General features: G+C 41.0%; 20 protein-coding genes. 14 read left to right on the forward strand and 6 right to left on the reverse strand.

Features of this window, described 5'->3' with window-relative positions; genetic code table 11:
* Positions 1-2: 2 nt before the first annotated feature.
* Together FIS9605_RS0122075 and FIS9605_RS0122080 are read left to right on the forward strand one after the other, a co-directional pair.
* Positions 3-1,088 (forward strand): pPIWI_RE module domain-containing protein, encoded by a 1,086-nt coding sequence (locus tag FIS9605_RS0122075; RefSeq protein ID WP_026734537.1) that lies wholly within the window; start codon positions 3-5, stop codon positions 1,086-1,088.
* Positions 1,089-3,200, forward strand: a complete 2,112-nt coding sequence (locus FIS9605_RS0122080) for an RNaseH domain-containing protein (protein WP_026734538.1) — start codon at positions 1,089-1,091, stop codon at positions 3,198-3,200. It abuts the gene before it with no gap.
* Positions 3,201-3,382: 182 nt separating this feature from the next.
* Here FIS9605_RS0122080 and FIS9605_RS0122085 read toward each other — a convergent pair whose 3' ends face one another.
* Together FIS9605_RS0122085 and FIS9605_RS0122090 are read right to left on the reverse strand one after the other, a co-directional pair.
* Positions 3,383-3,982 carry a hypothetical protein gene (locus FIS9605_RS0122085; protein ID WP_331280973.1) on the reverse strand — a complete coding sequence of 200 codons (600 nt, stop codon included), beginning with the start codon at positions 3,980-3,982 and terminating at the stop codon, positions 3,383-3,385.
* A gap of 56 nt (positions 3,983-4,038) precedes the next feature.
* Complete coding sequence (locus FIS9605_RS0122090) at positions 4,039-5,352, reverse strand: cytochrome P450 (RefSeq protein ID WP_026734540.1); 1,314 nt, start codon at positions 5,350-5,352, stop codon at positions 4,039-4,041.
* A gap of 320 nt (positions 5,353-5,672) precedes the next feature.
* Between FIS9605_RS0122090 and FIS9605_RS0122095 the strand changes: the two genes are divergently transcribed.
* Together FIS9605_RS0122095 and FIS9605_RS0122100 are read left to right on the forward strand one after the other, a co-directional pair.
* Entirely contained in the window at positions 5,673-5,993 is a 321-nt protein-coding gene (locus FIS9605_RS0122095; protein ID WP_026734541.1) for a hypothetical protein, read from the forward strand.
* Positions 5,975-6,343 (forward strand): pentapeptide repeat-containing protein, encoded by a 369-nt coding sequence (locus tag FIS9605_RS0122100; RefSeq protein ID WP_026734542.1) that lies wholly within the window; start codon positions 5,975-5,977, stop codon positions 6,341-6,343. Before FIS9605_RS0122095 ends, FIS9605_RS0122100 begins: the two co-directional genes overlap by 19 nt.
* A gap of 48 nt (positions 6,344-6,391) precedes the next feature.
* Here FIS9605_RS0122100 and FIS9605_RS0122105 read toward each other — a convergent pair whose 3' ends face one another.
* Positions 6,392-6,616: a hypothetical protein gene (locus FIS9605_RS0122105; protein ID WP_026734543.1), complete on the reverse strand. Its 225-nt coding sequence runs from the start codon at positions 6,614-6,616 to the stop codon at positions 6,392-6,394.
* 588 nt (positions 6,617-7,204) lie between these two features.
* Here FIS9605_RS0122105 and FIS9605_RS0122110 point away from each other — a divergent pair.
* The 3 genes from FIS9605_RS0122110 to FIS9605_RS0122120 all read left to right on the forward strand — a co-directional run bounded on the left by FIS9605_RS0122110 (position 7,205) and on the right by FIS9605_RS0122120 (position 11,821).
* A complete protein-coding gene (locus FIS9605_RS0122110) occupies positions 7,205-8,290 on the forward strand; it encodes a serine/threonine-protein kinase (RefSeq protein WP_026734544.1) in 1,086 nt (361 codons plus the stop codon).
* 282 nt (positions 8,291-8,572) lie between these two features.
* A complete protein-coding gene (locus FIS9605_RS0122115) occupies positions 8,573-10,612 on the forward strand; it encodes a serine/threonine-protein kinase (RefSeq protein ID WP_026734545.1) in 2,040 nt (679 codons plus the stop codon).
* Between the two features lie 159 nt (positions 10,613-10,771).
* Positions 10,772-11,821, forward strand: a complete 1,050-nt coding sequence (locus FIS9605_RS0122120; protein ID WP_026734546.1) for a WD40 repeat domain-containing protein — start codon at positions 10,772-10,774, stop codon at positions 11,819-11,821.
* Positions 11,822-11,897: 76 nt separating this feature from the next.
* On the opposite strand, the gene FIS9605_RS0122125 is transcribed toward FIS9605_RS0122120, so the two are convergent.
* Positions 11,898-13,163: a PPC domain-containing protein gene (locus tag FIS9605_RS0122125; RefSeq protein ID WP_026734547.1), complete on the reverse strand. Its 1,266-nt coding sequence runs from the start codon at positions 13,161-13,163 to the stop codon at positions 11,898-11,900.
* 628 nt (positions 13,164-13,791) lie between these two features.
* Between FIS9605_RS0122125 and FIS9605_RS0122130 the strand changes: the two genes are divergently transcribed.
* Positions 13,792-15,831 carry a serine/threonine-protein kinase gene (locus FIS9605_RS0122130; RefSeq protein WP_026734548.1) on the forward strand — a complete coding sequence of 680 codons (2,040 nt, stop codon included), beginning with the start codon at positions 13,792-13,794 and terminating at the stop codon, positions 15,829-15,831.
* A gap of 564 nt (positions 15,832-16,395) precedes the next feature.
* Here the strand turns inward: FIS9605_RS0122130 and trmB are convergent.
* On the reverse strand, positions 16,396-17,034 hold the full coding sequence (trmB, locus tag FIS9605_RS0122135; protein WP_026734549.1) for a tRNA (guanosine(46)-N7)-methyltransferase TrmB: 639 nt from the start codon (positions 17,032-17,034) through the stop codon (positions 16,396-16,398).
* A 295-nt stretch (positions 17,035-17,329) separates the two neighbouring features.
* On the opposite strand from trmB, the gene FIS9605_RS37790 reads away from it, so the two are divergent.
* The gene (locus FIS9605_RS37790) at positions 17,330-17,470 is read left to right on the forward strand and encodes a hypothetical protein (protein ID WP_331280974.1); all 141 of its coding nucleotides are present in this window, start codon (positions 17,330-17,332) and stop codon (positions 17,468-17,470) included.
* Positions 17,471-17,640: 170 nt separating this feature from the next.
* Positions 17,641-18,741, forward strand: a complete 1,101-nt coding sequence (locus FIS9605_RS0122145) for a metallophosphoesterase family protein (protein WP_026734550.1) — start codon at positions 17,641-17,643, stop codon at positions 18,739-18,741.
* Positions 18,742-18,876: 135 nt separating this feature from the next.
* Here FIS9605_RS0122145 and FIS9605_RS0122155 read toward each other — a convergent pair whose 3' ends face one another.
* Positions 18,877-20,097 carry an FIST signal transduction protein gene (locus FIS9605_RS0122155; protein ID WP_026734551.1) on the reverse strand — a complete coding sequence of 407 codons (1,221 nt, stop codon included), beginning with the start codon at positions 20,095-20,097 and terminating at the stop codon, positions 18,877-18,879.
* A gap of 372 nt (positions 20,098-20,469) precedes the next feature.
* Between FIS9605_RS0122155 and FIS9605_RS0122160 the strand changes: the two genes are divergently transcribed.
* The 4 genes from FIS9605_RS0122160 to guaA all read left to right on the forward strand — a co-directional run bounded on the left by FIS9605_RS0122160 (position 20,470) and on the right by guaA (position 24,294).
* Positions 20,470-20,691: a Calvin cycle protein CP12 gene (locus FIS9605_RS0122160; RefSeq protein ID WP_026734552.1), complete on the forward strand. Its 222-nt coding sequence runs from the start codon at positions 20,470-20,472 to the stop codon at positions 20,689-20,691.
* Positions 20,692-21,210: 519 nt separating this feature from the next.
* Positions 21,211-21,804, forward strand: coding sequence for a DUF3177 family protein (locus tag FIS9605_RS0122165; protein ID WP_026734553.1), 594 nt, complete (start codon positions 21,211-21,213; stop codon positions 21,802-21,804).
* A 102-nt stretch (positions 21,805-21,906) separates the two neighbouring features.
* Entirely contained in the window at positions 21,907-22,206 is a 300-nt protein-coding gene (locus FIS9605_RS0122170) for a DUF7734 family protein (protein WP_026734554.1), read from the forward strand.
* 459 nt (positions 22,207-22,665) lie between these two features.
* A complete protein-coding gene (gene guaA, locus FIS9605_RS0122175) occupies positions 22,666-24,294 on the forward strand; it encodes a glutamine-hydrolyzing GMP synthase (protein ID WP_026734555.1) in 1,629 nt (542 codons plus the stop codon).
* The last annotated feature ends 140 nt before the right edge of the window (positions 24,295-24,434 follow it).

The raw sequence follows: 24,434 nt of genomic DNA on the forward strand, positions 1-24,434 counted from the left end.
AAATGATTAACAATTTTGATTATGAAATGGAATTGGAAAAAGATTTATTTGCAGAAGAGGAAGACGAAGATAATGAAGGTGATTTGGTTTCAGATACATTGTATATTCAGCCAGGCGCAATCAAACCAATTGCAAAATTTCCTTTAGCTTTCACAGTATCAGATAAACTACCTCCAATTATCGTAGAGGGTTCTAATCTTACTTGGACAAAAGCAGGTTTGCAATGTTTTGACGAGATTCAACAAGGAGCTAATGTCAAAAATCTTCCTTATGGCTCATTGCGAAATTTTCTACAAATAGTGCTAAAAGATGCAGCACGAATTGAACCAGAGGTAGGTCTTAGCAAATATGCCTTGAATTATGCTAAAGGCGATCGCGTACCAGAACCTTTTGTTTACCTTACTGGTGGCGATGAAGAAGAAATAAATAAAGTGCTTCGCCCAATTATTAATGATTGGTTCACCAATTATCTCAAACCATTTGCTGAAAAGGAGGATATATCAATAAAGATTATTAACCGCTTGGAAGATTTGCAAGAAAGAGGAGAGTTAATAAAAGTTTCTCCATTCAAATCTCAAGTCTTACCTTGGGGTTGGAATAAACAGACGGATACAACTCAACCTAAAGATAAATATGCGTATCGAATGCTTGCAGATTATGTGGCTCGTCAAATTGCTGGACAGGTTATTTTTCCAGGTTTAGGGCTGATGAAACGTGTTATTTTCAGCAATGGTACATTTACCTCTGGTATTGCAGAACTGATTACAGATCCGATCACCTTACAGAACAAAAAGGGAAAATTCAGTTTTGTAGTGAGATTGGAAGTTATTACTTATCCATCTTTACATCAACCTTTATTACAAGTTGAGGTTTCTAAACGTCGCTGGTTCACTCAGTTAAAAGCTCCTGAATATGACCGTAGGAATATTAGCGGTTTCATATTTTATAAAGACTATTCTGAACGCGCTTTTAGCTATCAAGTAAAATGCGAACGGGATAAAAACAACAAAAAGGGGAAAAATAATAAGCAAGAGAAAATTAAATGGATTTGGAAAACAGATAAAGATTTTGAAATATTGCGGAGATAATTGAATATAGGTCCATCTTGTGATGGACAAGAAATCGCATTAGGTTTAGCTTCTACTGATAGCTGTGAGGTACTTCTTACTTACCGTAATGGACTTCAAAATAATTCAGAAGACGACGAAGAAACTTCAGAAAAATACGGTATTGAAACAGGTGTACCAGAGATTGATAAATTAGATGCGTTTGAGGCGATCGCTAAAATCCTTAAACCATTAGGAATCGAAATATTCAATGGTTACACAAAAATACCATCTAAGCACAACCTGGATGATACAGCATCTCGCATGATTAATCTTCCTACACTGCTTGGTGGTGTTTTGGAAGCTCTTGAAACAAATACTAACTTGGAATTTACTCCCAAATATCTTGATCAACTCAATGATAAACAAATTGATGATTTGCTAAGTAAATACTTTAACATTCGTTTAGAAGGGATTGATTGGGGAAGAAAAGCTCTTCAATTCAGCCAACGTACAAAAAATCAGACTGATGAACTTCAAGGCATCATTCAGGCAAACCAAACAGCAATGCAGCGATTGTATCTCAATGAACAACCCTTATTATTTATCTTTTATGAAGCTCATTTACAAACAGAAGCGAAACTATTGCAGAAGGTTACTCAAATTTTGTGGGGAGACACACTTGAAATAGAAATTAATCGCTTGCCAGAAGATACCCACGGGTCACAAGAAGCTTTACCAGGAGAAGAGTTGAAAGCTAAAGAGCGATCGCGTAAGCGAATTGAAGCATGGGAATCTACTGCACAACAGATTAAAAAGCTCAATCAGCCAACTTTCTGCTTAGTAATGGCGCGGAAGTTTTACCCAGATCCTACTGGTCAAAAAACTGCTAAACCTGATGATAAAGTTAATAAACCCTCAACCCGCAAAGCATTAGCAATGGCTGGTGCTGGTGTGCAGTTTCTACTACCTATTGCAAAGACACGAAAAACAAACCGTCTTAAACTTGCAGACTTTTTCCATCGGATGCAGTCAGCATTAAAAGATTTAATCTTTGCTCATTCTGGTTGCATTGATGATATCAAAGAAAAAGTTGATAAGTATCTGCAAAATATTCCACCAGAAGCGAGACCAAAAGAAATTATTGCCATTACAATTGTCCGTAAACAAAGGGGTCGCGCTCGTGAAAAAATTGAAAATACATTTTTACCAATAGCAATACGTCTTAATGTAGATACAGGGAAGTGTGAGTTTTGCTGTGCCTACGAGAAAGGAAACGGTATAGATATCAGTCCTTGGACTAGTTTTCCTGATGCACTCGCTTTTATTTCGCAACTTACTCCTATCAAACTGGCTGATAAAGATGAGGTACGCAAGACTCGATTCATGAAATTTGTGAAACAAATTGTTTCCAATTCTGTGGAAGAAAAAGCGCAACCGTTAGTGTTAATTGATTCTTCCAACTGTGTCCAACTATGGTCTTGGCTTAAAGATGTTGAGATTAATGCTAATCAAATTAACCTCGGTCAGCAGTATGAGCATATGCAAGATGAATGGCAAGGCGCACGTATAATTCGTATTCGTCAAGAACTGGCTCCTGGCATTATTGAGAAAAAAGCCAGACATATAATAGAGACTTCTGTAGAAGATACCAGAACTAAAGAAGAACTAAAGAAACTGCCACCTGCGCTAGAAATTCCTTCAGCATCTAGTGCAACAGGGTTATTCCGACTCAGCGCGACTAACAAAACTAGATGCGTAGCTTATCTATCTGTGGCGCGTGAATTACCACATCAATATTCCCGTGGACAAAGTTGCTATCGTCCAACCTACACCCTAGTCAAAAAAATTGATGATTCAAAAGAGCCAATTTATAACAAAGCTGGGTTACAGGTACATCAACTCACTAAACAAGCTCCATTTGTGGCTCGCTGGCCTACTGCCAATCCTCTTGAGATTGTCGTTACCTTGCGTCAACCAGAAGATAACCCTGATGACCTAGCTGCCCTTGTGGAATCACTGCGCTACGGCTTTGGTCACTACAGCGATTGGACAGCACTACCTGCTCCCTTATTTTTTGAGCGCGTTGTGCGGGATTACATCAGCGATTTTGCGATCAAAGATGAGGATGTTGAAGCGGAGTCAGACTTATAGAAAACAATTAATAAAGTTTTCGTAGAAGTGACGACAAGCTGCAAATTTGGACATCTTGTAAAGAACTATTTGTCTCTTTGTGTCTTGGTGTCTTGGTGGTTCAAGATTTTTTAACCACCAAGGCACTAAGACACCAAGTATTTTTAAGACAGTCTAATAATAAGTACTAATTTAAAGTATAATCAGCCTTCTATTTTGATATCACTTGTATCTGAAGCTAAAAGTTCTGTAGCTTCTTTTAAAAGCTCATGTTGTTCCTTTTGAATTTCTGAAAGTCTATTTGAAATTACTGCTAATCTTTGTTGTTTATCTTTGTCAAACAGTTGAGCGTCAGCTAATGGTAAAACTGTTAAATTAGCAGTTTGTTTAGAGCCTACTAGTTGTTTCAATGCTAAGCTGCCAATTTTAGTAAATGATTGAAAGCTAACATTAATAATAGCAAAAAGTAATTTAAAAGGGATTTGTAAGATTGACCAACTAGCTGTTTCAATCAACCTAACAATTGCTTTGATAATACTCCCAAGTATGGCTAAGACAAACAGCAGAATTATGAAACTTACAATTGGGTGATTAACTGCCCATCCAAAGATTTGTAATAGTCGGAAAATATTAGGATGTTGCTCAAGCCAAGCACTCACTGAAGAATTAATTGCTGTTTGAATGGCTGTTGATGTTGTATTCTGAATTTGCTCAGCACTTTGTGTCCACGACTCCCCTACTTGCTGTGTTGAGTTAGTTAGGGAGTTGACACTTTCGCTGACAAAATTTTTTGCCTGTTGCAAGCGTTGCGACAATCTATCAGGCCAATTTATGTTAATTTGGAGTGTCATAGAACATTTTACAAAGGCTGAAATTTAACCCGCAGTCCATCCTTAGGGCGACTAGTGGGAATTCGTACTTTCTTTAAACTTTGATTAGGTAAAATTTTCCACTGGTAGCCGCGTAGTAGGTGGGCGGCAATTATTTTCATCTCCATCTTTGCAAATGCTATCCCCACACAGATGCGCGGCCCACCACCAAAACCAATTAAACTGAAAGGACGTTGTTTGTTTTCTTGCCGTTCGGGGCTAAAGCGATCTGGATCAAAATTTTCTGGTTGAGAATAGATTTCTGGTACACGGTGAGTTTCTGGAATTGCATATACTAGTTGCCAGCCAGTCGGCACATGGAAGCCTTTAAACTCAAACTCCTTAATTACTCCACGAAATCCACCTCCTACAGATGGATGTAGTCTTTCAACTTCCATCAATACCTGATCTAAATAGTGCATTTGCCCTAATTTTTCTAAAGTCAAAGCGTCCCCATTAGCAAATTGCATCTGTTCTTCTCTAGCGCGTTGCATTACCTCTGGGTGACGGGCTAATTCTACACACAGCCAAGTTAGCATTGAGGTTGTAGTTTCATGTCCGGCAAAAAGCAACAGCACTGCTTGGGCAATGAGTTCCTTTTCACTGAGGCTGTTACCTTCTTCATCCCTTGCTTGGATTAAGAGACTGAGGGCGTCTTTGGTAGGGTTTTTTTGGCGTTCTCTGATAACTTTAGTTACATGCTCTAGAATTTGATTGCGGGCTGCTATGGCTTTCCCAAATTGCGTAAATGGTAAAGCTAATGGATTGATAGAAAATAATCCATTCGTCAGCGTTGTAAATAATTTGCTCAGACGTGCAGACTCTGCGTCTGTTTGAGTACCTAGTAACAGTTCGCTAGCAATATCAAATGTCAACTTCTTGAACTCTGCCAACCAGGCAAACTCCTGTTTTTGTTTCCACTTTTTCAAATAATTCTCTGTAATTCTCTCCATTGTGCCAATATAATTTGCCAACGCTGCACCGTGCATTGCTGGCATAATTAAACGGCGTTTGCGCCGATGTTCCTCTCCATCCATGAGAAATAGCGATTCACCCAAGAGTACTTTAAAATTATTGGGCCATCCCTCACGCCAAGAAAAATGATCCATGTGGCTAGAAAGGACAAATTCAGCAGCTTCTGGCCCTACCATAAACACAGTAGACCTGCCAAAAATATGGCTTTTAAAGATAGACCCATACTGCTTATAGCGCTTTTCTACAAATTTAAGGTCAGACACAAACGAAAGTGTTTCACCTAACAGAGGTAGACCAAAGCTTCCAGGTGGGATTTGATAGTTTTTCATTTGTTAAATTACTCCCAGGCAACAGTCAGCGAAGAGTTAAATTATTAATATGTTCATTAACATTAATAAACTATACTGACACATTAACTCCAGTTCAGACTTATTTACTCAACGAATGTGTTATATTTTACTAAAAAACACTGGAATCATACTAGTTACAGTCTGCCAAAATTACTTGAGTATTGGTAACAAATAGAATTTATACTAACTAATTAAATATTTTAAAAGCAGATGCTATTTATTTACACTTCAAACGTCTGACAAACAGTCATTAATCAAGTAAAGACAAAAAAGAGTTTGATAATGCTTAGGTAAAGATAATGACACCAAAGGAATTCCAGCAATTGATTGAAAAACAGCAAAAATGTCCCGAATCACCACCACAAGCGCTACAAGCTTTGTGGTATGACTACAAAGGTAATTGGGACAAAGCGCATGAAATCGTCCAAAATGCTGGTGATGCTGACAGTGCCTGGGTTCATGCCTACCTGCACAGAAAAGAAGGAGATTTAAGTAATGCCCGTTACTGGTACAGACGCAGTAACAAGCCAGAATTTCATGCTGGGCTTGACAAAGAATGGGAGCAAATTGCTTCTGATTTGCTGATAAAGGTAAAAGAATCATGGATGCCGATGAACTAAAGCGGCGTTATGCTGCTGGAGAGAGAGATTTTACTGGTGTCAATTTGACTGGAGCCAAGTTAATTGGAGCGAATTTAGTGGGCATTAATTTGTATGCAGCAGACTTGAGTGGCGCGAACCTGGCTAAAGCTAAATTATGGGGTTCTAATTTGGGTGGAGCAAACCTGGCCAAAGCAAATTTAACTAGAGCTAACCTCAGCGGTGCAAAGTTGATAGAAGCGAATCTTCGCGGAGCCAAACTACACTATACTAAGCTGTTTGGAGCGAACTTAACAGGAGCTTGTTACGATGACAGTACCAAATTTTCTTATGGTTTTAACCCGCTAAGTAAAAATATGCGGAAGATGTAAAGTCAAGTTTTTCTGGTCGTAGATCGAGAGTAGTGATATTGATTTTGATCAAATAGCTGGGGATGCAATGGCATGGGAAAGATGAGGTAATTGACAATCAACTTGGTAATTTATTTTTGCTAAAACAAGTTGAATTGAAGCTTTACTAGTTTCCCAAGAATTTTCTATTAAATACTCAGCACAAGTTGCCAAAGTGTCTATGCTGCCAGGAGCTAGCTCTAGCAAAACTTCTAATAGTACCTCAATAATAATTGGCTTCCAGTAGACTAGCATGGACTTACTCCAACAGCATCCTGACTATGAATACAATTGGATGAGGGCAAATTATGCATAGACTGGCTTTGTTTTATAAAAAAAATTTGTCCGATATCAAAAAATACGGTTCTGTTAAGGTTGCCATCCCCCCTAACCCCCCTTTTTAAGGCAGGGCTGTTTGATACCCTAAAACATGTAAAATTGCAAGTGTTGAAGGCATCCACTATGCTTAGTATTAGTGTTTGTCAGAATGGGCACCATGAGTGGATATGTTGGGTATCGTGCATAGGGAGATTTTGCTCATAGGCATCGTCGAACGTTGATCAAGATATTTGACATTCAAAAACGGTGAACCATTCTTGTTTGACTGCTAAACTTTATAGTAATTCAAATAAACGACTCACTACGGAATTATACTGAAGAGTTTAATTCAGGAAAATTTTGCCGTAAATTTTTAAATTTTTTGTTTCAACTTTATGAATCCTAGGGTAGCGAAGTTCAGGATTTTGCAAAGTTACGGTAATGCTCCTAGCGGAAAAAAATGTTTGTAGTTAAATTAAAAACATACTAGAGCAGCTGTTCCACCTCAACTAGCCTAATTGCGCGATGAATTGCTTTTCTAATCCAAAGATATCGAGTATTCACGCAGATATTTTAAAGCAAACTCAGCTTGGTAAGCTTTGTGGTTCCTCAAGGTTATTTCGCGATCGCTACGAAATTCTCAAAATTTTGGGTAGAGGTGGTTTTGGCATCACGTTTTTAGCCAAAGATGCAGTCTTACCTGGGAACCCTTTGTGCGTGATTAAATTGCTTTGTCCGAAGGTAACTAGTTCCAAAAGTCGGGAACGCGCTTGCAAGCACTTTCAAAAAGAAGCAAAAATCTTAGCTCAGCTTGGGAGTCATTCTCAAATTCCCATGCTTTTGGACTACTTTGAAATTAATGGAGAATTTTACTTAGTTCAAGAGTACGTGCGAGGCTCTAATTTGGCATGGAAAGTGAAGCGCAACGGCCCTAAAAATGAAGTTGAGGTGAAGCAGTTTTTGCAAGAAATGTTATCGGTGTTGCAGTATGTCCACAAACATCATGTCATTCATCGGGATATTAAGCCTCATAACTTGCTGCGTTCTGAGGATGATAAACGGTTGGTATTGATTGATTTTGGTGCAGTTAAAGAAGAATTGCTTGACGTTGCTGAAAGTACCATGCATGAATCAGCCAACACCCATTTTGTCGGAACGATGGGATTTGCACCTCCAGAACAGCTTTCCCTGCGTCCTGTTTATGCTAGTGATATTTATGCTGTGGGTGTGACTTGTCTTTATCTGTTAACGGCAAAATCACCTTTAGAATTTGACCAAGATTCAAACACAGGTGAGTGCGGTTGGCAAACACATGTCAATCTCAGCGAGCATTTCGCCCAAATGTTAAATAAAATGCTCAAAATCTCTTTGGAAGAACGCTTTAAGTCTGCTGATGAGGTAATTTGGGCTTTAGGCATGGAATCGTATTTGCCAACTTTAACTAACTGTTTAAGCACCCAACGCCTTAGAAGTGATACTAAAACTACAAATAAGGATATTTCTAATCAATACTTGTCACCTGTAGCAAGAACTGCAAACGCTATCCGGGAATGGCGAGTAAAGTTAAAGACAAGAAACTCGAACGAGCAACGAAAACTTCATATGTCTTAGGTATCAAATTAACAATTTTATTATCACAATCGACAAACAATAAATACATTCAGGTGCTTTTTGAATATGTTTGCTGTCAGCAGTAATCAAAAACCATGCGTTTTTATTAATACCTAATTAACTTGATATTTGCTTATCAGTAATAGATCGTTTTACAGTCAGAAAATTCACATAATTTTTTAATCGAGATTTAGTATAATACGGGAGACGGTTAATCCTAATTCAGAAAATTTTCGGGGCAACCTTAGCATAATTTATTACGCAGTTGTAATTTTTTTGATAATGATCTGCTGCCTGAATCCCGATTGCCCACACCCCCTTAATCCTGACGGAAAGCAGTTCTGCCAAACTTGCAACCGCCCGCTTACACCTCTGTTGCGGAATCGCTTTCGCGTTATTCGAGTGCTTTCAGATGAGGGGGGGTTCGGTAGAACCTATCTAGCAGAAGATATGGACAAGCTCCAAGATCGCTGCGTGATTAAGCAATTAGCCCCAAAATTCCAAGAAAGTTGGGCCCTCTCTAAGGCGATGGATCTATTTCAAAGAGAGGCGCAACGACTGCAACAACTTGGAGAACATCCGCAAATACCAACTTTATTGGCTTACTTTGAAGAAAATACTTATTTGTACTTAGTACAGCAGTTTATTGACGGACAGAATTTGTTAAAGGAGTTGCAACAAAAAAGGGGGTACAGCGCTAAGGAAATTCGAGAAATCTTGCTAGATTTACTACCTGTTCTGAAGTTTATCCATGAACGAGGAGTTATTCACAGAGATCTCAAGCCACAGAATATTATCCGTCGTAAAAGCGATGGTCGCTTGTGCCTGATTGATTTTGGCTCCTCAAAACAGTTGACGGCAAGAGTGCAGTTACAAATGGGTACTTCGATTGGTTCACACGGTTATTCCGCAATTGAACAAATCAGAGATGGTAAAGCTTACCCAGCTAGCGATTTATTCAGTTTGGGAGCGACTTGTTTTCATTTACTCACCGGAACTTCTCCCTTTAAACTTTGGACAGAACATGGTTATGCTTGGGTTCAAGATTGGCGGCAATATTTAAAAAGTGCCATCAGTGATGATTTGGCTGAGATAATTGACAAACTATTAAAAAAAGATGCTCATCAGCGCTACCAATCCGCTGAGCAAGTCTTAAAAGATTTGGTTCCCAAACAACAGCCATCACTCTCAGCCCAAGCTGCAAATTCGTTTGTAATTCTTCCACCAACTCAACAGCCATCTGTACCCAGAAAATACGCATTGCTAAGAAATTTATTCTTAGTGGGTTCTCTGATTATGTTGCTGGTATTGGGAGAATTTTTTTATCGGCAATCGCATCAGTTGGGAATCAATGTTTCCTCTGGCTTCGGTCAACCTAACAATACACCAGCCAACACTGACGCAATGCTTCCTCAGTCCTCTAAAATTCCTTTGGGCAACTTTTATTTAGCACACACCTTCAAGTCGCCTTCTAGATCTGTTTTGTCCGTTGCCATTAGTCCAGATGACAAAACGATTGTTAGTAACAGTGGTGACACGATCAAACTATGGAGTTTAGCTACAGGGCAGGAAATTTCTACCCTCACTGGGCATAGCGATCGCGTTAATGTCGTGGGAGTGACTCCAGATGGACAAACCCTTGTGAGTGGCAGTGAAGACAAAACCATCAAATTGTGGAACCTTGCCAGAGGACAGGAAATTCGTACCCTTGATGGGCATTCCAACTCAGTTCATACCATTGCTATTAGCCCGGATGGCAAAATTCTAGCTAATGGTAGCGATGACAAAACTATCAAAGTTTGGAATCTGACAACAGGAGAGGAAATTCGCACTCTCAGGGGGCATTCTTCCTGGGTTAGGTCTATGGCCTTCAGCCCGGATGGACAAACCCTGGTTAGTGGCAGTCGTGACAAAACTATCAAAGTTTGGAATCTGACAACAGGAAAGGAAATCCGCACTCTTGATGGACATTCCCAGACTGTGACATCTATTGCCATCACCTCAGATGGCAAAACCCTAATCAGCGGCAGTGATGACAAGACGATTAAATTATGGAATCTCAAAACTGGAGAAGAAATCCGTACTCTCACTGGGCACTCTGGTGGAGTTCGATCCGTCGTTATCAGTCGAGACGGGCAAACTCTAGCTAGCGGTAGTGGCGACAAGACGATTAAATTGTGGAATCTCAAAACCGGAGAAGCAATTCGCACCCTAGCGGGACATGGCGATGGGGTTCAATCCCTCGCTTTTAGCCAAAACGGCAACATCCTCGTTAGTGGTGGTTTTGACAACACCATCAAGATTTGGCGATTATCAAGTTAATCGATTCTTCATATGACTACAAAGTAATGTTAAAAGTTTGGCAAGAAATCAGAAATTCAACCGATCCGATGGGTAAATAAATTTATTCCCAAAAAACAATATAGACTCTCTGGTTTGTGAATCTCACAACAAGAGAGCGATGCAACTGCGGAATTTGCAATGCCTGTACAAATGAGTTACTCAAAAATTAAAGTTCTAACGGGTGCGGCGATCGCGCTGATGGGATTTGGAGGAGTTTTGGTTTGGGAAACCCCTGGTGTAACCACTGTATCCTCATCCTCTCAAGGCGACAACCAGCAGACAAACTCAGCGTGGGCAAATTTGAACCTTGCTCACACCCTGAAAGGACATTCTGATGTAGTTTGGGCTGTCGCCATCAGTCCAGATGGCAAAACTCTTGCTTCTGCTAGTGGAGACAAGACGATCAAAATCTGGAATCTGGCAACAGGAGAAATACGACAAACGCTGACAGGGCATTCTCAATGGATTAATTCTCTGGCAATGAGTCCAGATGGCAAAACTCTTGCTTCTGCCAGTGGAGATAACACTGTCAAACTCTGGAATCTGGAAACAGGAAAAGAGATTCGCACCCTTACAGGACATGTTGCTTCGGTTCAGTCTGTCACCTTCAGCCCGGATGGCAGCACTTTAGTTAGTGGCAGTTGGGATCAAAGTATCAAACTGTGGAATGCCGCCACAGGAAAACTAATCCGTACTATCAAAGGCGATTGTGACGTAGTAGATGCGATCGCCATCAGTCCAGATGGCAATACGCTTGCTAGCAGCAGCTATTTTGACAACTCGATTAGATTGTGGAACTTGAAGACAGGCAACCAAACCCGCGTCCTCAAGGGACATACTGAAGCAGTCCATTCCCTCTCTTTTAACCCCGATGGCAGCACTTTGGCAAGTGGTAGTTGGGACAGAAATATCATACTTTGGGATGTGAAGACAGGAAAAAACATTCACACCCTCACAGGTCATAACAACAAGGTTTGGTCTGTAAGTTTTAGCCGAGATGGCAAGACTCTTGCCAGTGGCAGTTGGGACAAGACTATCAAACTATGGAATGTCTCCACAGGAAATGAAATTCGCACTCTCAGAGGACACGACGATAAAATTTGGTCTGTCGCCTTTAGTTCCGATGGCACAACCATTGCCAGTGGCAGTTTTGATAAAACTATCAAGATTTGGCGGATGTCGCAATGATATTTGTTAATTGTTGGTTGTTGTTTGTTGGTTGTTATTTATTCCAACCAACAAACAACAACTAACCACCAACAAATTAAAACAAAGTCAATCTATAAGTTCCTGTTTTTTGAGGAATAGCTGAAATCACCACAACATAATAAGTGCCATCTTCTGGTAATCTGGCTCGGTCAATGAGCGCGGTGTATCTGCCATCTTTATCATTATCTGCGTCAATTACCTGCCCTTTGGAATTAAGCAAGACTATGTAGGGGGGAAATTCTTCCAAAATACTGTCTACACGTATGCTAACCAGTTGGTCTTTTTTCCCCTCAAACTTGGAAACGTTATAACGACTGCCATTCTGTCTGAGGGTGAGACTACTTGCCGTTAGTTGACCCGATTCATCAATGGCATAGCTAGCCCTGTCATTTCTCAGTGCTAAACTGTAGCGACCTATTTCTCCAGGTTTGCGACTAGTGACAGCGATCGTGTAAACACCTTTAGCAGGCAATCTTACAAATATAAATGCGTCTTTGACTTCACCATTGTTAGCGCTTTGCCCACCACTCCTTTTGACAAGAACGTTATTGTTGGGGTCGAGCAAAATCATGGCTGGATCTAGACTCAGGTTGTTAGAACGGCGGCGATCGCCACTACCAATAAGTCTGATTTGGATCAGTTGGTTTTCTCTGCCTTCAAACTGATAGAAATGAAAATATCTGCCTTTGTATTTAAAATCACCCGGAGCTAAAACGCCCAATTGCACATCTACAAAATTAATCTGTCTGGGGTTAGGTATTCTAGTTGGAGAAACTGGCGAATCCGTAGAATTTCTACGATTTCTATCTTGATTAGCAGGTTTGCGACCTCCCGACCCTGAAGGAGTCGAACCAGTACCGGAGGGCTGTGGTTTCGGTTGCGTATATGTCCGTGAAGGTGCTGTGGGAGTTGAGTCAGCACCGGAAGGCGGCTTTGGAGATGGTGCGGGAGTAGAACCAGTACCAGAAGGTGGTGTTGGAGTAGACTCTGTCGTTGGAGATGGCGCGGAAGTAGAATCAGTACCGGAAGGTGACGTTGGAGATGGTGCAGGAGTTGCAGGTATAGGAGACTCTATTGGTTGATTGTCAGGAGGAGGAGACGCAGGTGGTTGCGAAACAGGGATTTTTTCGATTCCTTGCTTTACTGCTTCTAGCTGTCTCTCATCTGGTGTTTTAGCAATTTTGAATTCTCCAGAGATTTTCGATATTTCTAAAGCATGAACAGACGGAACATAACTTGTAATCAATAAACTACCACTCAGGGTAGATATTAAAGCCCAGTTTAATTTCCCCCAATATTTTTTGTCACTTTTTTCTGCCATAGTTTCACTCTTCACACTGCTAGTTTACAAATCGTTTTATTCCTTTAGATAGTTACTTAAAGATTTTTTTAATCCTTAGTCACAGTCCAATAAAATTGATTAGTTTGGTATGAAATTTGTTGGGATAATAGGATCTGTGTAACATTTTTTATTGACATAAGCACCATTTTTTCTTTACAAAAGCCATTTTTCACGTCAGTGACAGTACATAAGCAATGTACATAGACGCACATAAGTAAGCTTTTGTGCTGCGATAGGACTCATATTTGATTTTTGAAATATACGTAGGGGAGGCAAAAAGGGGTGTGGATTTTCCTCCCCCTTTATTGCCATTGCGTTATGCCTCTGGCTAACGCACCATCGTTATGCCTCTGGCTAACGCACCATCCAAAGGCTTTGGTGCGTTACGCGATCGCGTAACACACCCTACAGATACTTAGATTTTTTCATAAATCAAATCGGATTCCTATAGTAACTATGATTATAGAAAAATATCTATACTTGAATTTTAAAGTTCTTGTTTATTGGTAGATTTATTTCCTTAATTCATAAAAATATTTAGTCAATTTAATAGTCAAATTATACGTTATAAATTAATATATACTCAAGCTGCCAATTAATTGCTGGTATGATTTGCTGCCTAAATCCCGATTGTCAAAATCCTTTAAATCCTGAAGGCAGCCTGTATTGCGAAAATTGCAAAACACCACTTATATCGCTGCTGAGAGGTCACTATCGCGTTATCGAAAGACTTTCTGTAGAAGGTGGATTTAGTATCACCTATCTAGCGGAGGATATAGATAAACTAAATGAAAAGTGTGTAGTTAAGCAATTAGCACCAAAAGTCCAAGAAACGGGGGCTTTAAAGAAAGCAGTTCAGCTGTTTGAACAAGAAGCGCAGCGACTGCAAGAGTTAGGAGAACATCCCCAAATTCCCCATCTATTGGCTTATTTTGAGCAAGACAACTATTTATATTTGGTGCAGCAGTTTATTGATGGGCAGAATTTACGTAAAGAATTACATCGGCGAGGAAGATTCAGCGAAAGGGAAATTCGCGAACTGTTATTGGATTTGCTGCCCGTCCTCAAGTTTATTCATGAGCGTGGAGTAATTCACCGGGACATTAAGCCTCAAAATATTATTCGTCGTCAAAGCGATGGGCGATTAGTACTGATTGATTTTGGAGCCTCAAAGCTGCTGACAGCAACAGTACAAGCGAAAATGGGAACGACTATCGGCTCACACGGGTATACTCCCATAGAGCAAATGCAGGATGGAGAGGCTTACCCGGCTAGCGATTTATTCAGTTTGGGGACGACTTGCTTTTACCTGCTAACTGGGGTTTCCCCCTCGAAATTGTGGATGAAACAAGGCTACGGTTGGGTGGAATCTTGGTGGCAATATTTCAGTACTCCTACTAGGGGCGGTCTTTCCCTATCTATGGAGTTGGGCATGGTGATCGAAAAATTGCTGAAAGTAAATATTCAAGAACGCTATCAATCCGCTGATGATGTGATGAGAGACTTGACACGTCAGCCATCACTATTACCAGTCCCTGAAACCATACTGTCAAACTCGTCAGAAACTCAGCCGGGATTTTTATTAAGACCAGGTAGAAGGTTCAAAAATCGACTATTGGTGAATGCTGCTATTGTCATTTTCGGATTAGGAGGAGTTTGGTTTTTTCTATCTCGCCAGCAGGGTATCACTCAATCTTCTAATTCCAATCAACCGAAAGAAACAATTGTCAAAAATTCCGACCAAACCAACACTTTGAAGGGACATGCCAGTGATGTGAATTCTGTCACCTTCTCTCCTGATGGACAAAAGCTTGCCACTGGCAGTGATGATAAAACAATCAAAGTCTGGAATGTGGCAACCAAAGAGGAAATCTTGACTCTGAAGGGGCATTCCGAATGGGTTTGGAGTCTTGCTTTCAGTCCTGATGGGCAAACCCTTGCTTCTGCTGGTGCAGACAAAACGATAAAAATATGGAATCTAGCTACTAACAAAGAAATTCGCACTCTCAAAGGACATGCTGCTGGAGTGACTTCCATTGCTTTCAGTCCCGATGGCAAAACCCTTGCTAGCGGCAGTTTAGACAATACGGTTAAACTGTGGAGTCTGGAAACAGGAAAGGAAATTTGCACCTTCAAAGGGCATTCTCAGTCAGTTGCTTCTGTAGCTTTTAGTCCTGACGGGCAAACTGTTGCTAGTGGTAGTTGGGATAAGACCATTAAAATATGGAGTTTAGCGACCGAAAAAGCTATTCGCACTCTCAAGGGACATGCGGATTTGGTTATTTCCGTAGCTTTCAGCCCTGATGGTAACAGCCTTGCTAGTGGCAGTAAGGACAAAACAATTAAGTTGTGGAATTTAGCAACGGGAGAGGTAACTCTCACCCTCAAAGCGCATACTGATAAAGTCAATTCCGTTGCTTTTGTACCAAACACCGCCCACAGTAAAAGTTTAGATGGAGTTACTCTTGTTAGTGGTAGTAGTGACAACACAATTAAATTGTGGAATCTGAAAACTGAGAAGGAAATTCGCACTTTAAAGAAGGATTCTGGTTATATTTATTCTGTCGCTATTAGTCCAGATGGACAGACTATTGCTAGTGGTGGCAGTGCGGAGAATATTGTGAAGATTTGGCGGTTATTGAAGTGAAAGTTAGAGTTCAGGAGTTTTGGATTGTAATTTCCACATTTGGAAACCAGAACTCATCGGACACTGATAAGCACCCACGTCCCAAGCTTGAGGAGTTTGATACGGATAGTACCCACCTGTGAGAAAGGGGTCATGTTTTAAAACTGCTGAAATGCTTATCCTATCTATATTTTAACAGTTTATTATCCCATTTTTGGTCTCTTTGTAAGAAATCTGGGTGAGAGGAGATGAAGATTTCAGACTATGAAAATATTGTAATTATGAATTGATTGATTACTCAGCAAAATATAAAATAATTTATTGAATTATTGTATATATACATTTAAAGTTTCCTGTGATGAAAATGGTTATCACAGGAATATTGCGCCTAAGTGCTCACCAAAAGTTGACAAGGCCCTTAATGTCAGCTGGATTGATTATGGTTGCAAGCCGCAACAGCTACCCCTGCCACAAGCGCAAAAAACCGGATCAGGAGAGGCGCAAGGGTAGGGGATATTGATTCGAGTTGTTCGTCCGTCTGTATAAATTTTAAATTTTTAATCGCTATAGCTTAACTCTAAAACTCTAACTTCTAGCTCGTTCAAACAAAGCACGATAAACAGGTTCACCCTTTTTTTGAGTAGCTATTTCTCGTTCTGTAGGTACTGGTAGGGGATTTTCTGCTAGCCATTCTCCTGAACCTTGCCTTTGGAAAGCTGGATGACAAGCAAAGCGATCGCACATTTCCATCGCTACAAACTCCACATCCGATTGTAAAAATACTATTCCCCCTGGCACAAGATAATCTGCCAGTTCAGCGACTAACTCCGGTTGTACAACCCGCCGTTTGGCGTGGCGATTTTTAAACCACGGATCGGGAAACTGAATAGTGACGCGCTGTAAAGTTCCTGTGGGGAGAGTTGATAAAAGCGATCGCAAGGAATTATTCACATTGCAAAAAAGATAGTGCAGGTTTGTCAGTCCCAATTCATCCCGTAATCTATTGGCTTCGTCTACCAACGCTTCTCGAATTTCCAAACCGAGAAAATTCCAGTTAGGTTCTACCTGCGCCATCTTCAACACAAACCTTCCCCTAGCACAGCCAATATCGAGGTGTAGCGGTTGATTTGGCTGAGCATAAACTTTTGCCCAGTCAAGGGGATTGACGGGTGTTTGATACTTTTGTGCTAATGGGTTAACGTGTTGACGGACTCGGATAGGCATACTTACTATTCAATACTTCCAAATTCTAATGTGTTTAGAGTCACTATAAAAAATCGTCAGATCATCTATTTGACGATTCACCATCACAAGTCTAATAATTTCTACTTACAACATAAATGCCTAATCCTAAAGGGAACCCAGAAAACTTAAAACCATTTAGGGATTTCCAAGAAATAAATTATCCTGGACTGTGGAGTGCGCCCTTATCAAGTGGCAGGAGAGACGCCTGCCTCCACAAGAGATTTTTGGATACTTTTTTATTTGGAAGTCCCTTAAGACTGATAGAGACGAACCATTGACTGAAAAAATCAATTTACGTATTACAAAATCAATGAAAGAGGAACTAAGTAAAAAAGAAGATGCCCCGGAATTTTGTAGGCAAGCTATCCAAAAAGCACTCTCTGAAGAGAAGCAAGCGAAAAGCCAGGATAGCTAGGTTTGTGATGCGAAATTTTTAGATATTTTTACCCGCTAGCTTTTAATTGTTAGCTTCATTATGTATATAAATATTAAGCGCGATCGCTGCTAAGCAAAATTACAAAGCAGAGGTTATACTCTTTTGCAAAAGAGTTTTTACACACTGTTTTTAAGAAAGTCCTTACTTCAATGATTTCCAATTTTCGCTTTGCCATAGTCAGCGACTTGCACATTGCGCTTCCCCAGACAATCTGGAATCATCCTAGCCGTTTTCATTTGGTGGAAGTCAGTATTCCAGCGTTTGAAACTGTACTAGAACATTTAACACAGCTGAATTTAGATTTTCTTTTGTTACCTGGAGACTTAACCCAACACGGTGAACCAGAAAATCATACTTGGTTGGAAAAACGCCTAGCACAATTACCTTTTCCTGTCTACGTCGTTCCTGGCAATCATGATGTTCCTGTGCTCAAAGCTAACGAGCAATCAATTGCTTTTGAAGAATTTCCTTATTATTATCGTAAATTCGGCTACCATAATCCAGAGCAATTCTATTACACTTGTGAGGTATTGCCAGGAGTCAGACTGATTGGTCTGAATTCTAACTTTTTTAATGACCAAGCAGAGCAAATTGGACGCTTGGATACTAAACAGCTGCGGTGGTTGGAAGAGGTGCTAGCTACAGCTGATGATGAATTGGTACTGGTGATGATACATCACAACGTTGTTGAGCATCTACCCAATCAATCACGCCATCCAATGGCAAATCGCTACATGTTAGAAAATGCAGCAGAATTATTGCATCTACTACGGCATTACGGTGTGAGGCTGGTATTTACGGGGCATTTACACGTTCAGGATGTAGCGTACTCTCAGGGAGTATATGACATCACCACTGGTTCTTTAGTTAGTTATCCTCATCCATATCGAGTCTTAGAATTCCACCAAGATAGCCACGGTAGACAGTGGTTGCAAATGTTATCCTATCGAGTGGAGTCAGTACCTAATTTCCCCAACTTGCAATATACTTCGCGAAAATGGATGGGCGATCGCAGTTTTCCTTTCTTAATGAAATTACTTACTCTACCGCCTTTAAACCTACCACTAGAGCAAGCACAAGAACTAGCTCCTACTCTCCGGGATTTTTGGGCAAACATTGCCAATGGAGATGCGCTGTTTAACTACTCGCATTTTCCCCCAGAAGTAAGTCGTTATTTTGAAAAATACGGAGCGATCGCAACTTGTGGCACACCCACCTTCATTGATAATAACAGTACGTTGTTGCTTTAGTTGTTGGTTGTTGGTGGTTGGTGGTTGGTAGTTGGTTGTTGGTTGTTGGTGGTTGGTTGTTGGTGGTTGTTTCCCCCACTCCCCCACTCTCCCACTCTCCCCATTCCCCATTCCCTATTGCCTATTGCCTATTGCCTATTGCCTATTCCCTACTGCCCGGCAAATTCCAAATACAGAAGTGTAACCGTGTAGGAAAGTACTACCACCTACAGGGCCGATTTCACCGCCACAGAAAAAGCCTCCTAGGGGAATATCATTGAGGTAGCGCTGGAATAGCTGTGAGTCAAAATTTGGTTGGCCGTAAAGTCCTGCACCTCGTCCTAGGCAGGAAAACATTAACGCACCCACAGCAGCGGGTTCGATAGCTTGCTGTTTTTGATACATTTTTAGGAGGAATTCTAAGTCCTCAGCAGAAGCTTCAGCATCGCGCAAGTGGAATTGCAGGCGTTGTCCGGCACGAACGTAATCGCCAATAGCGATCGCTCCTCCAGCTGGGTCTACTCCCAGAATATCGCGAATTAGAAAGTCTCCCTGCTGCAAACAAACTTTAAATTCGTCCATTGCCAAACCGACAAACAGAGAATTCTGTGCTAGGGTTCGGTCTTCTTCGCTAAGCTCAGCAATCAAATCTCGCAGTACAATCAGCGGTACTTGCTCATCCAATTCCAAAATAATATTGCGATCGCCTTTTGTTACCTGGTATGGTTTGCCAATTGGTCGGCATCCTTGAGCGACAATCGTTTCTAAAACAATATTGCCACTCAAAGCAACACCAACTGTTCCTTCTTGGTACAGGCGATCGTTATAGAAAAGGGCAATCTTACCACCCATAACACCACTACTTGCTTGACCTCCCACTGTTACCGATCCTGGATAAGCATAATCCAGCCCTTGTAACAAGTCATTGATACCAGAGGAGAAAGAAGCAGACAACAAAATGAATTGAGGTGTAGGTGAAGGAGGCACACCAATTAAATCAATCCAAGCATTCGGTGGCCCATCTAAGTCAGGTAATTCTTCGGCAACAACATGAAAGGCTTTAATATTCACTCCCGGCAGATGAGCTAAAGTCAAACTGAGGGCGGGTTCTGCTTCTAATTCTTGGGTTTGTCCCCAGCCGATTGTGCCAATTACACCGCCACCACTACAGCCAATTAACACAGGTACTGAAAGCTTGTCTGCCAACAAAGGCAATACTCGGGAATACTCACTCGTAAAAGCAGACGAAATGAATACCAGCCCCAGATCTGCACGTGCCGATAATGAAGAGGCAGTTCGTTGTACCACTTCGTCAACAGCTGCTTCTAGAGAAGGACGGGTTGATAGGGCATTTGCCCATTGCATTTGATCTGCCATGAGTCTTACGCTTTTTTTATGCGGCTAGTAGTGTTTTTAATTTTTATCCAGGAAAACAAGAATATTGCATCCTACGACTAGGTGAAGCCAGCCCTTTATCATTTATCGCAAAAACCTAGGGTTGCTATTCCCTATTAAATACATATAAAAATATTGTATAATCTCTATTCTCAAGTTGATGGTCTGCAAAAGATTAAAAGATAAAGTTAAATAGAGGATCTGTGCTGCTATTTGCTGTATTTATAATCAAGTATGAATCACAAATACTAAACTAGCAGCTAATATGGCTAGAATAATTAGGAATAGTGCAAAAATTGCCTTTCTTGTACTTTTTCTATACTAGTATTAACAACACACAGCAAGATTACAACTATGACCGACATCCGAAACAGAATCGAACAAGAAGTTGAAGAAGCTCGTGCTGTCTGTGATACAGCAGGTGACAACTCTGCTGAATGTGCTGCTGCTTGGGATGCAGTAGAAGAACTGCAAGCCGAAGCTTCCCATCAGAAGCAAGCTAAACCCAAAACTGCTTTCGAGAAATATTGTGATGATAACCCTGAAGCTGATGAATGTCGTGTTTATGACGACTAAAAATCAAGTAAGTTAAGTTTCTTTTTCGTTTACAAGCAAGTAACAAAGATCTATTTACCAATATCTTGCACCTTCACACTTTGATCGAGCATGAAATTTCACACTTCTTTGTTTATTTATATCGTAATCATACGGTAACACAAGGTAGCAAGTGAAATTTTCTCCTTCATTCGATCAAGAACAATAAACTAACAATTTCTTCTAGTAAGTTTGAGGGTGACAAGCATGTAGCCAGTCAGGGTGAGTTGCTAAATTCTCCCTGATATTTCTGGCAACTATTGCAAGATGTTAGTTCAAGATCTTTGGAACTGCTTGTTTTTTGTTAAATCGTAACATCTCTTATATTTATATTTTTCTTGTAGCGTGCAAACAATCAGGAAAAAATTAAAATCCTGTATTGGTGTCAAGCGTTTAGCTTGACTTTTTAGTTAAGCTATTAGCTAGCTGTTATATGAAAAATACCCATTCTGTGGGTTTTATCCTGTCAAGTAAAGTTATTTATCAGCTTTGGGAATGATTATGGACAAGGAAGTTTGGTTTCGCCCTTTTGTTTGGATGGACTATCGGCTAGCAGTATTATTTGCAGTGATTATTCCCCTGATTTTGCTGATTTGGGCGTTTGTGCAAAAAGCTGAGGGAATGCAACGCTTGTTAACTATTTACTGGCGGGTATCAAGTCTATTGGCCATCACTGTTTACTTAATGATTGCCCAGTATCCGGTGAGTTTCCTTTCAGGGTTTATGGGTCGTATCCTCATACCCATCTCCCTTTGGTTCTGGGTGGATCTTAACGATGAAATTGAGTATCAACCCAACGGACCATTAAAGCTGACTTTTACTTCTTGGCGATGGGCAACAACTATTTATTGTATTTTAGGTTCGCTTGCCTCTATACCTTTTTTGGGTTGTGCTTTTTCTGCAAATCCTAGCAATAATCCTAATTGTAGTGTTTGGTTTGAGGCTCCTTTACTATTCAAAGAATTTTTCCATCCCAATACCAGTGCTGGCTTTCTCGGCATTCTCAGTATAATTTGTTTAGTAATTTACGTGCTTTACTTGAGCTATTTTGTCTTGATTAAGCTGGGTAAGCAGGGGCGTTCCGCTACACAGTAGGAGTTTGTTGTTAGTTGTTTGTTGTTGGGTGTTGGTTTTTTACAAACAACTACCAACCATCAACAACCAACAAAAACAGGTTGCTTTGTATAATTTTTCTTAATGAACAATTCTATAGGTAAAAGACTGGAACAATACACCATCAAACGTCCCCAAGAAGTTTTATTGGTGACAGTGGCAATTGCTGGCGAGGAAGATCAAATAGCTATATTTAAAGGCTTCTCTAGTTCTTTGATGCGTCCTACATGCTTCGATCCGGATGTACCTGTCTTGCCAGAGGAGGCAAAACTTCTCAAAATTGACCGAGTAGCGAGTCCTTATAATCCAGAAGCACCCCGTTATATTCAACAAGAACTGACTTGGGAAGATATGCAGGTTTTACTAGCCCAAGTTGGAGTTTAGTCAATAGTCAATAGTCATTAGTCATTGGTCATTGGTCATTTGTTAGTGGTTAGTCGTTAGTAGTTAGTTGTCATTTATTACTTACTCCCCCACTCTCCCACTCTCCCACTCTTCCACTCTTCCACTCTTCCACTCTTCCACTCTCCCCATCTCCCCACTCTCTGTTCAAGCGCGTTCATCAAATTCTAGTCAAGAGCAAAACAGGTTGTTCGCTAATCGCAAAATTATGTTAATTTATTATGAATAATCATGACAAACCCCAATAAATATATTTTTTAGTAACCACTCTAGGGTAATTTTTTCTTTTTAATACCATTTATAAATACATAGGCTAGACAAACGCCTTTTATTTGCGTTTGTGTGGGATTTACTTTACCTTACAAGCGTGAGCGCACAAATGGTATCAGTTAGACCATAGAGCAACGATTTTTATTTTTAAATTCACACACTCTCCCGATCATGAGTACAGCGGTGACCCTACCAACACAAACACAACAAGCGCCTCAAGCAGTAGAACCTTTGAGGCAAATTAATCGCCAAATGATTGTTATTCTCGATTTTGGTTCTCAGTATTCCGAACTGATTGCTCGCCGAATTCGAGAAACTCAGGTTTATTCGGAAGTTCTCTCTTACCGTACTACAATCGAACAGTTACGAAAGCTTAATCCCAAGGGAATTATCCTTTCTGGTGGCCCTAGTTCAGTTTATGACCAGGGTGCTCCCCATTGCGACCCACAAATTTGGCATTTGGGAATTCCCATTTTGGGTGTTTGCTATGGTATGCAGCTGATGGTGCAACAACTAGGTGGGGAAGTCGCAAGAGCTGAACGAGGCGAGTATGGCAAGGCTTCGTTATATATAGATGATCCGACAGACTTATTTACCAATGTCGAAGATGGCACAACCATGTGGATGAGTCATGGCGACTCAGTCACAAAAATGCCACCAGGGTTTGAATTGTTGGCACATACAGAAAATACTCCCTGTGCTGCGATCGCCGATCACAATCGCAAACTTTATGGTGTCCAATTCCATCCAGAGGTAGTGCATTCTATCGGCGGTTTGCCATTAATCCGTAATTTTGTTTACCATATCTGCGAGTGCGAACCCACCTGGACAACTGCCGCTTTTGTAGAAGAATCAATTCGCGAAATTCGTGCCAAAGTCGGCGATAAGCGGGTACTGCTAGCACTGTCTGGAGGAGTAGATTCTTCTACCCTAGCCTTTTTGCTGCATAAAGCCATCGGCGATCAACTTACTTGTGTATTTATTGACCAAGGCTTTATGCGAAAGTATGAGCCAGAGCGATTGCTGAAAGTATTCCAAGAGCAGTTTCATATTCCTGTAGAGTACGTTAACGCTCGCGATCGCTTCCTGAATGCTCTCAGTGGTATTACCGATCCTGAAGAGAAACGTCGTATAATTGGACACGAGTTCATCAGGGTTTTTGAGGAGGAATCAAAACGGTTAGGGCCCTTTGATTACCTAGCACAAGGCACGCTCTATCCAGATGTGATTGAGTCTGCTGATACCAACGTCGATCCGCAAACAGGCGAACGAGTGGCGGTGAAAATTAAGAGCCATCACAATGTCGGTGGTTTGCCCAAGGATTTGCGATTCAAACTCGTAGAACCACTACGGAAACTGTTCAAGGATGAAGTCCGCAAAGTCGGACGTTCTATTGGCTTGCCAGAAGAAATCGTACAGCGCCATCCCTTCCCCGGGCCTGGTTTGGCGATTCGCATTTTAGGTGAAATCACTGCCGAACGGTTAAAGATTTTGCGGGATGCTGATTTGATTGTGCGGCAAGAAATTAATCAACAGGGCTTGTACAACCAATGCTGGCAAGCCTTTGCTGTATTGTTGCCAATCAAAAGCGTGGGTGTAATGGGCGATCAGCGTACCTACGCTTACCCCATCGTCTTACGCATCGTCACCAGTGAAGATGGCATGACCGCTGACTGGGCGCGTCTGCCTTATGATGTACTCGAAGTGATTTCTAACCGGATTGTTAATGAAGTGAAAGGTGTTAACCGGGTAGTTTACGATATTACTTCCAAGCCGCCTGGAACTATCGAGTGGGAATAGATTTTGTTGGTGGTGAGCCAGCGCGCTCCAAAGGGGGTCTCCCCCATGTAGACGCCCGCAGCGCGGTGAGGCCAGCCCCCCAGAAGGCGGTCTCCGTCACGTAGACGCGCAGCGGCTTCCCGTAAGGGTAGGGGGACTGG

The organism is Fischerella sp. PCC 9605 (assembly GCF_000517105.1).
Taxonomy (GTDB): domain Bacteria; phylum Cyanobacteriota; class Cyanobacteriia; order Cyanobacteriales; family Nostocaceae; genus PCC9605.

Coding starts and splice junctions, on each gene's coding strand:
- FIS9605_RS0122100 (WP_026734542.1), top strand. CDS start 5,975: ATGGATGCCGATGAACTAAAGCGGCGTTATGCTGCTGGAGAGAGAGAT.
- FIS9605_RS0122125 (WP_026734547.1), bottom strand. CDS start 13,163: ATGGCAGAAAAAAGTGACAAAAAATATTGGGGGAAATTAAACTGGGCT.
- guaA (WP_026734555.1), top strand. CDS start 22,666: ATGAGTACAGCGGTGACCCTACCAACACAAACACAACAAGCGCCTCAA.
- FIS9605_RS0122165 (WP_026734553.1), top strand. CDS start 21,211: ATGGACAAGGAAGTTTGGTTTCGCCCTTTTGTTTGGATGGACTATCGG.
- FIS9605_RS0122095 (WP_026734541.1), top strand. CDS start 5,673: ATGACACCAAAGGAATTCCAGCAATTGATTGAAAAACAGCAAAAATGT.
- FIS9605_RS0122110 (WP_026734544.1), top strand. CDS start 7,205: ATGAATTGCTTTTCTAATCCAAAGATATCGAGTATTCACGCAGATATT.
- FIS9605_RS0122105 (WP_026734543.1), bottom strand. CDS start 6,616: ATGCTAGTCTACTGGAAGCCAATTATTATTGAGGTACTATTAGAAGTT.
- FIS9605_RS0122145 (WP_026734550.1), top strand. CDS start 17,641: ATGATTTCCAATTTTCGCTTTGCCATAGTCAGCGACTTGCACATTGCG.
- FIS9605_RS0122170 (WP_026734554.1), top strand. CDS start 21,907: ATGAACAATTCTATAGGTAAAAGACTGGAACAATACACCATCAAACGT.
- FIS9605_RS0122075 (WP_026734537.1), top strand. CDS start 3: ATGATTAACAATTTTGATTATGAAATGGAATTGGAAAAAGATTTATTT.
- FIS9605_RS0122090 (WP_026734540.1), bottom strand. CDS start 5,352: ATGAAAAACTATCAAATCCCACCTGGAAGCTTTGGTCTACCTCTGTTA.
- FIS9605_RS0122130 (WP_026734548.1), top strand. CDS start 13,792: ATGATTTGCTGCCTAAATCCCGATTGTCAAAATCCTTTAAATCCTGAA.
- FIS9605_RS0122160 (WP_026734552.1), top strand. CDS start 20,470: ATGACCGACATCCGAAACAGAATCGAACAAGAAGTTGAAGAAGCTCGT.
- FIS9605_RS0122120 (WP_026734546.1), top strand. CDS start 10,772: ATGCCTGTACAAATGAGTTACTCAAAAATTAAAGTTCTAACGGGTGCG.
- FIS9605_RS0122155 (WP_026734551.1), bottom strand. CDS start 20,097: ATGGCAGATCAAATGCAATGGGCAAATGCCCTATCAACCCGTCCTTCT.
- FIS9605_RS0122115 (WP_026734545.1), top strand. CDS start 8,573: ATGATCTGCTGCCTGAATCCCGATTGCCCACACCCCCTTAATCCTGAC.
- trmB (WP_026734549.1), bottom strand. CDS start 17,034: ATGCCTATCCGAGTCCGTCAACACGTTAACCCATTAGCACAAAAGTAT.